The 12,867-nt window shown below is 66.6% G+C and carries 10 protein-coding genes and 1 pseudogene; 8 read left to right on the top strand and 3 right to left on the bottom strand.

Annotated features, from left to right (window positions below):
- Positions 1 to 5: 5 nt before the first annotated feature.
- The 4 genes and pseudogenes from CFB50_RS37010 (at position 6) to asnB (ending at position 4,411) form a co-directional block, all read left to right on the top strand.
- Entirely contained in the window at positions 6 to 1,550 is a 1,545-nt protein-coding gene (locus CFB50_RS37010; protein WP_089449326.1) for an efflux transporter outer membrane subunit, read from the top strand.
- A gap of 97 nt (positions 1,551 to 1,647) precedes the next feature.
- A pseudogene (locus tag CFB50_RS37005) lies at positions 1,648 to 1,962 on the top strand (integrase core domain-containing protein); the annotation flags it as partial.
- A gap of 65 nt (positions 1,963 to 2,027) precedes the next feature.
- Positions 2,028 to 2,279, top strand: a complete 252-nt coding sequence (locus CFB50_RS39780; protein ID WP_174943863.1) for a hypothetical protein — start codon at positions 2,028 to 2,030, stop codon at positions 2,277 to 2,279.
- A gap of 359 nt (positions 2,280 to 2,638) precedes the next feature.
- Positions 2,639 to 4,411 carry an asparagine synthase (glutamine-hydrolyzing) gene (gene asnB / locus CFB50_RS36995; protein WP_256979434.1) on the top strand — a complete coding sequence of 591 codons (1,773 nt, stop codon included), beginning with the start codon at positions 2,639 to 2,641 and terminating at the stop codon, positions 4,409 to 4,411.
- A 215-nt stretch (positions 4,412 to 4,626) separates the two neighbouring features.
- On the opposite strand, the gene CFB50_RS36990 is transcribed toward asnB, so the two are convergent.
- Both CFB50_RS36990 and CFB50_RS36985 read right to left on the bottom strand, forming a co-directional pair.
- The gene (locus CFB50_RS36990; protein WP_089449323.1) at positions 4,627 to 6,087 is read right to left on the bottom strand and encodes a heavy metal sensor histidine kinase; all 1,461 of its coding nucleotides are present in this window, start codon (positions 6,085 to 6,087) and stop codon (positions 4,627 to 4,629) included.
- Complete coding sequence (locus tag CFB50_RS36985; protein ID WP_089437637.1) at positions 6,084 to 6,761, bottom strand: heavy metal response regulator transcription factor; 678 nt, start codon at positions 6,759 to 6,761, stop codon at positions 6,084 to 6,086. The genes CFB50_RS36990 and CFB50_RS36985 overlap by 4 nt, the downstream gene beginning before the upstream one ends.
- 813 nt (positions 6,762 to 7,574) lie before the next feature.
- On the opposite strand from CFB50_RS36985, the gene rbsK reads away from it, so the two are divergent.
- From rbsK to CFB50_RS36970, 3 genes are read left to right on the top strand one after another with little or no spacing between them, the layout of a single operon-like run.
- The gene (gene rbsK / locus CFB50_RS36980; RefSeq protein WP_089449322.1) at positions 7,575 to 8,501 is read left to right on the top strand and encodes a ribokinase; all 927 of its coding nucleotides are present in this window, start codon (positions 7,575 to 7,577) and stop codon (positions 8,499 to 8,501) included.
- 41 nt (positions 8,502 to 8,542) lie between these two features.
- On the top strand, positions 8,543 to 9,916 hold the full coding sequence (gene fucP / locus CFB50_RS36975) for an L-fucose:H+ symporter permease (protein WP_089449321.1): 1,374 nt from the start codon (positions 8,543 to 8,545) through the stop codon (positions 9,914 to 9,916).
- A 2-nt stretch (positions 9,917 to 9,918) separates the two neighbouring features.
- Positions 9,919 to 10,971: an aldose 1-epimerase family protein gene (locus CFB50_RS36970; protein ID WP_089449320.1), complete on the top strand. Its 1,053-nt coding sequence runs from the start codon at positions 9,919 to 9,921 to the stop codon at positions 10,969 to 10,971.
- Positions 10,972 to 10,993: 22 nt separating this feature from the next.
- Here the strand turns inward: CFB50_RS36970 and deoR are convergent, their stop codons facing one another.
- Positions 10,994 to 11,764 carry a DNA-binding transcriptional repressor DeoR gene (gene deoR, locus CFB50_RS36965; RefSeq protein WP_089449319.1) on the bottom strand — a complete coding sequence of 257 codons (771 nt, stop codon included), beginning with the start codon at positions 11,762 to 11,764 and terminating at the stop codon, positions 10,994 to 10,996.
- Between the two features lie 146 nt (positions 11,765 to 11,910).
- On the opposite strand from deoR, the gene deoC reads away from it, so the two are divergent.
- On the top strand, positions 11,911 to 12,591 hold the full coding sequence (deoC, locus tag CFB50_RS36960; protein WP_089449318.1) for a deoxyribose-phosphate aldolase: 681 nt from the start codon (positions 11,911 to 11,913) through the stop codon (positions 12,589 to 12,591).
- Positions 12,592 to 12,867: the final 276 nt, after the last annotated feature.

The following is a 12,867-nucleotide window of genomic DNA, read 5'->3' as shown; positions in this document are numbered from 1 at the left end:
CTGCCATGCGCCTCGCTCATCCGCTTCCCTTCGCCCGCCGCGCCGTCGCGCTCGGCGCCGCCGCGGCACTGGCCGCATTGACCGCCTGCACGACGCTGCCGCCGTATTCACCGCCCGCGGTCGCCGTCCCGGCGCACTATGCGGGCGCACCGACCGCATCGGCTGCGCAAGCCGGCTGGCACGTCGCGATGCCCGCGGACGCCGCCGCGCGCGGCGCGTGGTGGACCGTGTTCGGCGACGCCGACCTGAACGCGCTCGAAGCGCGCGTCGACGTATCGAACCAGACCGTCAAGAAAGCGCTCGCCGATTTGCAGCAGGCCCGCTCGATGGTCGACTACCAGCATGCGGGGTTCCTGCCGACGATCACCGCGGGCGCCGCGCAAAGCCGCGCACGCGTGTCGCAGAACCGGCTCGGCTCGTCGCTGGCCGGCAAGACCACGCCCGACTATCAGGCCGGCGTGGCCGCGAGCTGGGAGCCCGACGTATTCGGCCGCGTGCGCGATGCGGTGGCGGGCGCGCAGGCGAACGCCGCCGCGAGCGCGGCCGACCTGCAGGCCGTGAAGCTGTCGGTCACGGCCGAACTCGCGACCGACTATTTCGCGCTGCGCTCGCTCGACACGCAAAAGCAGTTGCTCGACGACACGGTACATGCGTACGCGGACGCACTGACGCTGCTGAAGCAGCAACTCGCGGCCGGTGCGATCGACGCGTCGGCGGTCGCGCAGGCCGACACGCAGCTCGAAGCGACGCGCACGCAGGACACCGACATCGACGCGTCGCGTGCGCAGTTGCAGCACGCGATCGCGACGCTCGTCGGCGAAAGCGCGTCGACGTTCGCGCTGCCGCCGCACGTGCAGGCGTTCCACGTGCCAGCCATCCCGCCCGGCGTGCCGTCGCAACTGCTCGAGCGTCGGCCCGACATCGCGGCGGCCGAGCGTCGGGTCGCGGCCGCGAACGCGCAGATCGGCGAGGCGCGCGCCGCGTTCTTCCCCGATCTGGTGCTGTCGGCGAGCGCCGGCCTCGAAAGTTCGTTCTTCGCGCCGTGGCTCACCGCGCCGAGCCTGTTCTGGTCGCTCGGCCCGCAACTCGTCGGCACGCTGTTCGACGGCGGTCGCCGCAGCGCATCGCTGCGCGGCGCGCATGCGCAATACGACGGCGCGGTCGCCGATTACCGGCAGACGGTGCTCGTCGCGTTCCAGCAGGTCGAGGATCAATTGTCGGCGCTCGATGCGCTCGCGTCCGAAGCCGGCAGCCAACAGCGCGCGACCGACGCGGCCGACCTGTCGCTGCGGCTGACGACGAACCGGTTCAACGCGGGCGCCGTCAGCTACCTGGACGTGGTGACCGCGCAGACGATCGCGCTGACGAACCGGCGCACGGCCGATCAGATCGACGCGCGCCGGATCGAGGCCGAAGTCGGGCTGCTGAAGGCGTTGGGCGGCAGCTGGCAGGCGAGTGCAGACACGGACGCGGATTCAGACACCGGCGCGAAGGAACACGCGGTGGCCGTCCGGCCTGAACCCGGCGTCACTCAGCCGGCGGCCGGTTGAACCTGCAAGGAACGCGTGCCGCGCGCTACGCCCGCAAAAATCTTTTCGCGCTGCACTTACGATGCTGCCACCTCGATGTCGGCCGTCTCTGCCGTTGCCAGCTGAAATCGAGTGGTTGAGCGACAACGGTTCCGGCTACACGGCCGACGAAACGCGCAGGTTTGCCGTGGATATCGGTCTGAAGCCATTGACCACGCCCGTGTGCAGCCCGCAAAGTAACGGTACGGTTGAGAGCCTCGTGAAAACAATGAAGCGCGATTACGTGGGTTTCATGCCCAAGCCAGACACCGCGAGTGCAGCGCGCAATCTCGCTATCGCGTTCGAGCATGACAACGAGAAGCATCCGCATAGCGCGTTGAAGTATCGCTCTCTACGTGAGTTCAGGCGAACCTTGGCCCGAGAGGGAATCTGATGCAACCTGATGTGGTACTACGTCTCCGTCTCAGAACCACGGCCGAAGGAGGCCGAAATGGGCCGGTGTTCATCAATCCGGGCATGCACTTCGGTTGCCCGCGGGTCATCGAAGGCCAATACTTCGATTGCCGCTGGTTGACAGACGGTCGAGTTCTCGAACCTGGTCACGAACATGATGTACCCGTAACGTTTCTGTCCTTCGCCCTGGTTGCCCCGCTTCTGGCAGTCGGGAAAAAAATCCAGATGTGGGAGGGCGAGGTCTTCGCAGATGGCGTCATTACGAACATCTGTCGAACACCTGATTCGCAACATTGACGAGTTCGTTCTAGCGCGTGTCCGGAGATACAGGGGCAAGTCTACTGAACAACGGCATGCCGTTGGCGCGATGCTCTTGTCACGAGTCGCTTTCCTCATTACGCCGCTCATGAACCAAATCTGACATTGCAAGCTCTTGAAGGCGCATCAGCAAAATCTTCGCGCATACATCCCCCATTTTTTTCATGAGCGCAACGCGTGCAGATACGAAAAGAACGTCGCTCCCAGCCTTTGCTGACAGCACTACCACGAGTGTTCCCATTAGCAGTATCTGTGGCGACTGTTAGCAGAAACTCCAAACGGCAACAGCGATGGACCACGCTGTTGCTCGCCCCCGTTCAACTGGGCGTGACCGTCTGATGTGCGGCTTGGCTGGGCTGATTCGCCATGACGGCCAAGCGCCCGCACAGGTCGAGCGGGTGCTCGCCATGCGCGAGCGACAACGGCATCGTGGACCAGATGGCCGCGGCTTGTGGCATGACCAACACGCCGTGCTTGCTCACAACCGTTTGGCTTTACTCGACGCCGAGCATGGCGCGCAGCCGATGTGCAGTGCCGACCATCGTTACGTGCTGGTCTACAACGGCGAGATCTACAACTACGCTGAGCTTCGCCACGAACTGAGCGCGCGCTGGTCGTTCCGCACGAACACCGATACCGAGGTGGTGCTCGCCGCGTATGCGGTATGGGGCGAAGCGTGTCTTCGACGCTTCAACGGCATGTTCGCGTTCCTGGTGTGGGACACCCATCGTCAACGAGCCTTTGCCGCGCGCGACCGGCTGGGCGTCAAGCCGTTCGTTTACCTGCAACAGGGGGCGGAATTCCTGTTTGCCTCGGAGGCCAAAGGACTGCTGCCTGCGATGCAGCCGCCGCGTGCAAATTTCGACGCCGTGCTTGAATACCTGGTGGCGCCGTTCTTCAGCGGCGTGGCGCAACCGATGTTCGACGGCATGGCCTACCTGCCGCCCGGGCATCTGCTGCGCCTGGATCGCGATGGCTTGCAGCTATCGCGCTGGGCGCCGGAGATTGCCGAAAACCCAGCTGCCAGGGCGGACGATCTCGCCCACGCGCTGCGCGAGCGGCTGTCCGCAGCTGTCCAGCGTAGCTTGATCGCCGATACACCGGTCGGCCTATTTTTCAGCGGTGGCCTCGACTCCACGCTGATAGGCGGCCTGGCGCGAGCGGCAGGCGCGACACCGCCCTGCTTCACCATTCGCTTTGAAGATCACCATCGCTACGACTACACGCGTTCACTGATCGTGGCGTCCGATGATCAACCTTTCGCCGAACAGGCCGCAAATGAATTGGGCCTGCCACGCGAAGACGTCGTACCGACGCGCTCCGCACTCGCCCAGGATCTGCTGCAATTGGCCACGCAAAACGATGCACTGCCTGCGTGGGAACAGGAGCTGGCGCAACATTACTTGGCGCGAGCCGCCAGCACGCGCCTCAAGGCGGTATTGGTGGGCGATGCCGCCGATGAAACGCACTACGGTTATCACTTTCTGCTCGACCCGCACGCCACCCGCGATCCGACCCATATCCTGCAACGCTTGACCGCCGATCCCTATCTACGGCCCGGCTTGCTGGAGCAACCGTTGCAACACTACGGCGAGGTCTATCGCCAACTCGCGATCGCAGCCGGACACGATTGGCATACGCCCACCTCACGTTTGCGCGCCACGCAATGGCTGGTGCGCCATCGTTGGTTGCAGCGGCTGTTGCATAACGGCGATATCCATGGCATGGCACATGGACTGGAAGCGCGCGTCCCCTTCAGCGATACCGAAGTTCTGGACCTGGCTGCCACCATTCCGGCCGAGCTGGCGCTACGTGATGGCGTGGAGAAAGCCATGCTGCGTGAAGCGTCGCGCGGTGCATTGCCGGAAGCCGTGCGCCTGCGCAGGAAGTCGGCCTTACCCAAGGATCAAGGCAACGGCGAGGCATTGCGCCAGCACACCCGCGAAATACTGGCTACGGACGCCGACCGCATCGCCGGCTTGCTCGACGTACCCCGGCTGCAGCGCCGCTGCGCCGATCCATCCCCGCTGAATGAGCAAGAGCGCGCCGTCATGTTTCGGGCGTGCTCGTTGACGCACTGGTCGCGGGTTCACGGCGTGAGCATGCCATGAGGCGAGCCTTGTTTTGCGTGATGCCCGAGAAGGAGCATCTCGATCTTTGTATCGAACCTGACCAGCGCTTGCGAACCGGTAGGCTTCGAAGTGGCGTTCTACGCGCCCGCCATCCCAGCCTGGCCGGGTTGCTGGCGGCTGGCAGGCGAGCGCAGACGCGGAAATGAACACCGGCACGTAGGAACACGCGGTGGCCGCGCGGCCCGAACCCGCCGTCACGCTGCCGACGTCCGGCTGAACGTGAGCATGAAACGCGTGCCGGCCGCGTCGCTTTCGACGCCGGCGGAGCCGCCGTGCAGCTCCATCACCGACCGCACGATCGCGAGGCCGAGCCCGGCCGTGCCGCCCGGCGCACCGCCGCTGCGCGCCGGGTCGCCGCGCACGAACCGGTCGAAGATCCGCGGCAGCAGCGCGGGATCGATCGGCTCGCCCGGATTCGCGACGACGACGCGCACCGCGTCCGGCGTTTCGTCGACGGCGAGCGTGATGACACCGCCCGCCGGGGTATACCGCAGCGCGTTCGCGAGCAGGTTGCCGATCGCACGGCGAAACAGCTCGACATCGGCGGTCAGCTGCCCCTGCCCGTCGACGCGCAGCGTCGAGCCCGCTTCGTCGGCGAGCCCCTCGAAATACCCGGCGATGCGTTCGAGTTCGTCGCGCACGTCGAACGCCCGCTGCCGCGTGACGAAGCTCGGATGCTCGGCGCGCGCGAGGAACAGCACGTTGTCGATCATCCGCGCAAGCCGATCGTATTCCTCGAGATGCGATTCGAGCAGCGCCTGGTATTCATCGGTCGGCCGAGGCCGTGCGAGCGCGACCTCGGTCGCGCCGCGCATGTTGTTCAGCGGCGTCCGCAGGTCGTGCGCGAGATCGGCGCTGAATTGCGACAGATGCGAGAACGCCTGCTGCAGGCGGCCGAGCATCGCATTCTGCGCATCGACGAGCGCCCGCAGCTCGCGCGGCGCGCGCGACGCATCGAGTCGCGTGTCGAGCTTGTCGACCGTGATCCGGCCGGTGTTGTCGACGATCTCGCGCAGCGGCTTGAGTGCCGTGCGGATCAACCCGTAGCCGAGCAGCAACGCGAACAACGCGCCGAGGCCGCCGGCAAGCTTGAGCCGGTCGCGGTAACCGTCGAGCAGCGCGGCCCGGTCGCGCATGTTGCGCGCGATCGCGACGTGAATCGGCGTGCGGTCGCCGAGCATGGCCTCGATCACGACGCCGCGCATCGGCGTGCCGCCTGCCGCGATCCATGTGACGAGCTGGTCGGCCGTGATCCGGTCGTTCGCGGGTATCGGCGTCGCATTCGGCGCAAACAGCTGCGCGTCGGCCAGCGGCGCCGACGCGGCCGCCCGCGCGTCGTCGAGCGCGGCGAGCGTGACGTTGTGGTGCACCAGCACGTCACCCCGCGCATCGGTGACGACCATCGACAGCGCCTCGTTGCCGAGCACCTGGCTCGTGAGCCGCTCCGTATGCGCACGCACCGCGTCGAGCGATTCGAGCTCGCCCGCGAGCCGGCGCGTATGGCGCGCGGCGAGCACGATGTCGAGATCGTCCTGCGTATTGACCTGCCGCTCGAGGCTCGCGTACACGTACACGCCGACGAGCGCGAACGCGGCCAGCATGGTCGCGGCGATTGCGAGTGCGAGCGTCGCGGCAAGCGAGCGCGGCCGCGTCATGCGTCGTCCTTCGGTTCGAGCACGTAGCCGACGCCGCGCACCGTGTGGATCAGCTTCACCGGGAACGCGTCGTCGATCTTCGCGCGCAGGCGCCGGATCGCGACTTCGACGACGTTGGTATCGCTGTCGAAATTCATGTCCCATACGTAGGACGCGATCTGCGTGCGGCTCAGCACCTCGCCCTGCCGGCGTGCGAGCAGCTGCAGCAGCGAGAATTCACGCGGCGTCAGGTCGATCCGCGTGGCGCCGCGCTTCACGCGGCGGCGCACGACATCGATTTCGAGGTCGCCAACCGCGAGATGCTCGGTTTCGCGCGGCGGCCCGCGCCGCGCGAGCGTGCGGATGCGGGCGAGCAGCTCGACGAACGCGAACGGCTTCACCAGGTAATCGTCGGCGCCGAGCTCGAGGCCGTGCACGCGGTCCTGCACGTCGTCGCGCGCGGTCAGGAACAGCACCGGCGTCGTATGAGTCTCGCGCAGCCGCTTCAGCACGCCCCAGCCGTCGAGCACCGGCAGCATCACGTCGAGCACGATCACGTCGTAGCGCTCTTCCTGCGCGAGCATCAGCCCTTCGGCGCCGTCCTTCGCGAGATCGACGCTGAACCCCGATTCTTCGAGGCCCTTCTTCAGGTAGGCGCCCGTCTTCGGCTCGTCTTCAACTATCAGGATGCGCATGGCGGTTCCGTCGCGGTCGTGGTGACATGCGGCGATGTTACCGGGAAACGGCGACGGCGCACTGCACGGTGCAAGCGGAAACGGGGTGGATGACAAAACGGTAATCGGGCGGTCAGCGTGGCGTGCGGTTGCGAACCCCTGAACCTCCTTGGCGGCGCCGATCGGCAATCCGGAGACGGGCAGCCCGGCGGATGCGGATGCGGTGCGGAGGCCGGGAACGGAGGACTCCCCGGACGGACGACGATGTCCGCACGTCGCACGCGTCGCGAACGCGTACGCAACCGAAGTCGAAGGCGTCTTCCCGAACCGCTGCCGCCGTTGTCGGGAGCCGGCCTGCGCAAACCCGCGCGTCGGATCGAACGCGTCGAGGATCGTCGCCGACGTGCCGTACATTCGCGTGGCCATCGCGTCCGGATTCGCGCGCGCGGGCCCTGCCGAAGCCGGTGCACCGCCGTTCACGTCAGGCCGCCGCCCAGCAGGGTGAGGCCCCCCTTCCGCTCCGTTCGGATGCCTTCATGCCTGCACGCCGCACCCATTGAGCAACACCTAGCTTGCTGAGCGGCGTTTCGTCGAGCGGTTTCGTCCCGGCCCGGGCGATCGCATCGGAACTGCGCCGAAAGCGCTGCCCGGCCGGATCAGGGCTTGCATCAGGCGGCATCAATAGCCCATGCCGGCACGGCCGCGCCCCGACCAAAAGTAACCCTCCGAACATCATATGATTGCATTCTCACATTTTATGTGATTTTATTATCGTATGTCGCACGCCGCAGCCGCCCACGCGCACGGCGCACCCATACCAAGGAAGAGACGCAGATGGAGACAATCGCCGTCATCGGCAGCAACATGGTCGACCTCGTGACCTATGTCGCACGCATGCCCGCCCGGGGCGAAACGCTCGAGGCACCGAACTTCGAGCTCGGCTGCGGCGGCAAGGGGGCGAACCAGGCCGTCGCGGCCGCCCGCCTCGGCGCGCGCGTCGTAATGGTCACGAAGGTCGGCGACGACGTCTTCGCCGACAACACGATCCGCAACTTCGCGCGCGAAGGCATCGACACCACGCACGTGCGCAAGGTCGCCGGCGTGCCGAGCGGCGTCGCGCCGATCTTCGTCGAACCCGATTCGAGCAACAGCATCCTGATCGTCAAGGGCGCGAACCGCCACCTGACGCCGGCCGACATCGACGCGGCCGCGCCGCAGCTCGCCGAATGCGCGCTGATCGTGCTGCAACTCGAGATCGAGCTCGACACCGTCTATCACGCGATCGAATTCGGCGCGCGGCACGGCATTCCGGTGCTGCTGAACCCCGCGCCCGCGGTGGCCGATCTCGATTTCGAGCGGATCCGCACCGTCGAATTCTTCGTGCCGAACGAAACGGAACTCGCGATCGTGTCGGGCATGCCGGTCGATTCGCGCGACACGGCAGCGCGCGCCGCCGAAGCGCTGGTCGCGCGCGGGCTCAAGCACGTGCTCGTCACGCTCGGCAGCAACGGTTCGCTGCTGGTATCGCGCGACGGCGTGCAGCACGTGCCGGGCGTGCCGGTCGACGCGCGCGACACGACGGGCGCCGGCGATGCCTACATCGGCTGCTTCGCACGCTGCTATGCCGCGTCCCGCGACGCACTCGACGCGATGCGTTACGCGTCCGCGTATGCCGCGCATTCGGTCACGGGCCTCGGCACGCAGAAGTCGTACGCCGACACCGCGACGTTCGAACGCTTCCTCCGCGACGCCGGCTGCTGACCGGCGCCTTCATCGACGAGACAATTGGGAAGGAGACACCCATGGGCCGAGCCACAATCGAACACACCCCCGACGGCTATTACCTGAACCGCACGCCGCTCTTCGCGTTCACGCTGCTATGCTGCCTGTTCGCGCTGTGGGGCACCGCCGCGAACCTGAACGACGTGCTGATCGCGCAATTCAAGAAGTCGTTCTTCCTGTCCGATTTCGAATCGGCATTCGTGCAGTCCGCGTTCTATCTCGGCTACTTCTTCCTCGCGATTCCGGCCGCGACCGTCGTGAAGAAGTTCAGCTACAAGACGACGATCCTCGTCGGCCTGCTGCTCTACACGACCGGCTGCCTGCTGTTCTTCCCGGCCGCGTCGATGGCGAAGTACGGGATGTTCCTCGTCGCGCTGTTCGTGATCGCGGCCGGCCTGTCGTTCCTCGAAACCGCGTCGAACTCGTATTCGACGCTGATGGGCCCGCGCGACACCAGCACGCGGCGGCTGAACATCTCGCAGACGTTCTATCCGTTCGGCGCGATGGCCGGCGTCTACATGGGCAGCTTCCTGATCTTCAAGGAAGGCGATGCGTCGCATGCGCAGCTCGCCGCGATGTCGGCGGCCGACGCGCACGTGCACCAGCTCGCGATGATCCAGGCCACGCTCGAGCCGTACAAGTGGCTGATCGTCGTGCTCGTGGCCGTGTTCATCGTGTTCGCGCTCACGCCCTACCCGGCCTGCAAGGGCAACGGCTCCAGCGTGGCCACGCACCGGATCGACGCGCGCGGCACGCTCGCACGCCTGTTCGGCAACCGGCGCTTCGTCGCGGGTGTCGTCGCGCAGTTCCTGTATGTCGGCGCGCAGGTCGGCGTATGGAGCTTCACGATCCGGCTCGCGATGCAGATCGGCGGCCTCACCGAGCGCGGCGCGTCGCACTACCTGCTCGCCACGTTCTTCGCATTCTTCGTCGGCAAGCTGATCGCCACGCTCGTGATGAAGCGCGTCGGCCCGGCCAAGGTGCTGATCGTCTACGGCGTCCTGTGCATCGCGCTGCTCGCGTACACGATCAGCGTGCACGACATCACGGCCGTCTATGCGGCCGTGGGAGTGAGCGTGTTCCTCGGCCCGTGCTGGCCGACGATCTACGGCCTCACGATCGACGGGCTCGGCAAGGACACCGAATACGGCGGCTCGATCCTCGTGATGAGCATCGTCGGCGGCGCGGTCGTGCCGCTGATCCAGGGGCTGATCTCCGATCACACGGGCGGCAACATGCAGCTCGCGTTCGTCGTGCCGCTCGCGTGCTTCGTCGTGATCGTCTACTACGGCTTCTACTGCCTGCGCCACCTGCCGGCCGCGACGCCCGACGCAGTCGCCGACGGCAACGCGCCCGCGCGCTACGCCGCCACGCGCAACACGTCGGGAGCATGAGCATGCGAGGCGAAATCGAACTGCGGCGCGACGACTTCCGCGACACGCCGCGCACGCTGTACCGCACCGACGGGCTCACCGTCACCGCGTTCGCGTATCCGTCCGGCGTCGAGGCGCTAAGGCTCGAGAACCGCCGCGGCCACCTTGTCGTGCTGCCGTATCTCGGCCAGATGATCTGGGCCGCCGCGTTCGACGGCCGCGACCTGACGATGAAGCACATGTTCCGGCAGCCGAAGCGCGCGGCGTCGATCATCGATACCTACGGCTGCTTCATGTTCCACAGCGGGCTGCTGCGCAACGGCTGCCCGGGGCCGGACGACACGCATGCGCTGCACGGCGAGATGCCGTGCGCGCCGATGGATCGCGCGAGCCTGATCGTCGGCACGGATGCGCGCGGCGCGTTCGTCGAAGTGACCGGCGAATACGAATACGTGCAGGGATTCGGCAGCCACTACGTGGCGCGCCCGTCGGTGCGGCTCGCCGAGCACGACGCGCAGATGACGATCGCGATGGACGTCACGAATCTCGGCGGCACGCCGATGGACCTGATGTACATGGCGCACCTGAACTATGCGTACGTGCCGGGCGGCCGCTTCGTGCAAGCGTTGCCTCGAGGCGGATTGCGGCTGCGCGACAGCGTGCCCGCGCACGTCAAGCCGACCGCCGCGTGGCGCGACTACACGGCCACGCTCGCGCACGCACCGGAACGGCTTCACACGCTCGATGCGCCCGCGCTGTACGACCCGGAGATCGTGTTCTTCATGAACGACGTGGCAACGGATGCAAGCGGCGTCGCGCATTTCCTGCTCGAGCACCCGGATGGCGGCGCCTTCCACACCGCGTACCGCCCCGGGCAATTCCCGCACGCGACGCGCTGGATCCTGCACAACGCGGACCAGCAGGTCGCTGCGTTCGTGCTGCCGTCGACCTGCGAGCCGGAGGGGTATGAAGCCGAACGCCGCAAGGGCCATGTGGCGGCGCTCGCGCCGGGGGCGACGCGCCGCTTCGACGTCGTCACCGGCTACCTGAGCGCGGCGGAAGCCCGCCATGCGTGAAGCGATGCGCGGCCGCGCGGCGTCAGGTCACGAGCGCGATCCCGTGTTCGCGGATCGCCGTTTCGTAGCGGCGGCTCAGTTGCCCGTCCGAGATCACGTAGTTGAAGTCGGTCAGCTCGGCGAAATAGGCCGCGCGCACTTCGTCGAACTTCGTGTGGTCGACGAGCAGGAAGCGGTTCTGCGCGCGTTCCATTACCTTCTTCTTCGCGTCGACTTCGTGGAAGTTGAAGCAGGTCACGCCGCAGCGGTCGCTCACGCCGGCCGCGGAGATGAACGCCTTCGACACGCGCACCGTGTCGAGGATGCCCGTCTCGGCCACCGATTCGAACACCATGTTCTTGCGGTGGTACGCGCCGCCGCACAGGATCACGCTGCAGTGCGGCTTCTGCTGCAGCTTCGCGAACACGTTCAGCGAATTGCAGACGGCGGTGAATTCGAGGTCGTCCGGAATGAAGTCGACGATGAACGGCGTGGTCGAGCCGCAGTCGACGAAGATCGTGTCGCCGGTCGTCACGAACTGCGCGGCCAGCTTGCCGATGCGGCGCTTCTCCTCGGTCTGCCGGTTGTTCTCGGCGCTGACCACGTACTCGCCGATGTCGCTGCGCTGCGCGGCGAAGTGGCGCGTCACGTAGCCGCCGATCAGGCTGAGGCCGTGCGGATTGTCCGCGAGATCGCGGCGGATCGTCATTTCGGATACGCCGAACAGCTCGGCGACTTCCTTCAGATGAATCGCGTTCTGCCCTTGCAGCACGTTCATCAGTGTCTTGATCCGTTCGCCTTTCTTCGTTTCCATGCCAGTATCCTGCGTACCCGTCGCGTCCGTAGCTTGTCGTGCCGGGCGCGCGGGCCCGGCCGGAATGTCGTATTTGTAACAAACCGATGTGAAAACATCAACTTTACGTGTGCCCTTCCGGCGCACGATCCGTGGAGTCCTGAAACATGCCGCTTTCCAACGCCCAACTCGCTCAAACCATCGATCACACGCTACTCGCGCCCGACGCAAGCGACGCGCAGATCCGCGAACTCTGCCGCCAGGCGGCCGAGCATCGCTTTTACTCGGTCTGCGTGAATTCGGCGAACGTGCCGCTCGCCGCGCGCGAGCTGGCCGATACCGGCGTGCTCGTGTGCGCGGTGGTCGGCTTTCCGCTCGGCGCCGGGCTGTCGGCCGCCAAGGCATTTGAAGCCACCGCCGCGATCGCGGCGGGCGCCGGCGAGATCGACATGGTGATCAACATCGGCGCGCTGAAGAGCGGCCGCGCCGACGACGTGAAAGCCGACATCGACGCCGTGCACCAGGCGTGCGGCGCGGTGCCGCTCAAGGTGATCCTCGAAACGGGGCTGCTGACCGACGACGAGAAGGTACGCGTGTGCGAGATGTGCCGCGATCTCGGCGTCGCGTTCGTGAAGACGTCGACCGGGTTCGGCCACGGCGGCGCGACGCTCGCGGATGTCGCGCTGATGCGCCGCATGGTCGGCCCCGTGCTCGGCGTGAAGGCATCGGGCGGCGTGCGCGACCGCGCGGCCGCGCTGGCGATGATCGAGGCCGGCGCGACGCGGCTCGGCACGAGCTCGGGGGTGGCGATCGTCACCGATCAGGGTGGCAGCGCGGCGGCGTATTGACGGACGCCTCAAGCCGCCACACCCCGGCACGACGTCACGTCCGGCAACAACGGCAGCGTGAACATCTCGACGCTGAACACGTTCATCCGGGACACGTCCGATTTCGCACGCCGATGGCTCGATGACGGCTGCCGATCCGTGCTGGCGCCGAAACCCGGCGCCCTCCGCCTGAAAGAACACCACCCGCGAAGGCTGTGAAGCCCTCGTGGCTTTTTTTGCCTTCAACGGCCCCGCTGTCGACCGCCAGCCGGAGGCCAGAAGCCTTCGTGCATCGCC

This window comes from Burkholderia sp. AU33423, assembly GCF_002223135.1.
GTDB classification, from domain to species: domain Bacteria; phylum Pseudomonadota; class Gammaproteobacteria; order Burkholderiales; family Burkholderiaceae; genus Burkholderia; species Burkholderia lata_D.
The sequence above is the reverse complement of the archived record's forward strand: the minus strand, read 5'-3'. Positions and strand labels throughout refer to the sequence as shown.

Bases quoted from the DNA above. Each gene is read 5' to 3' on its own strand.
- CFB50_RS36970 (WP_089449320.1), top strand. From the start codon at position 9,919: ATGCGAGGCGAAATCGAACTGCGGCGCGACGACTTCCGCGACACGCCG.
- CFB50_RS36990 (WP_089449323.1), bottom strand. From the start codon at position 6,087: ATGACGCGGCCGCGCTCGCTTGCCGCGACGCTCGCACTCGCAATCGCC.
- fucP (WP_089449321.1), top strand. From the start codon at position 8,543: ATGGGCCGAGCCACAATCGAACACACCCCCGACGGCTATTACCTGAAC.
- asnB (WP_256979434.1), top strand. From the start codon at position 2,639: ATGTGCGGCTTGGCTGGGCTGATTCGCCATGACGGCCAAGCGCCCGCA.
- rbsK (WP_089449322.1), top strand. From the start codon at position 7,575: ATGGAGACAATCGCCGTCATCGGCAGCAACATGGTCGACCTCGTGACC.
- deoC (WP_089449318.1), top strand. From the start codon at position 11,911: ATGCCGCTTTCCAACGCCCAACTCGCTCAAACCATCGATCACACGCTA.
- CFB50_RS36985 (WP_089437637.1), bottom strand. From the start codon at position 6,761: ATGCGCATCCTGATAGTTGAAGACGAGCCGAAGACGGGCGCCTACCTG.
- CFB50_RS37010 (WP_089449326.1), top strand. From the start codon at position 6: ATGCGCCTCGCTCATCCGCTTCCCTTCGCCCGCCGCGCCGTCGCGCTC.
- deoR (WP_089449319.1), bottom strand. From the start codon at position 11,764: ATGGAAACGAAGAAAGGCGAACGGATCAAGACACTGATGAACGTGCTG.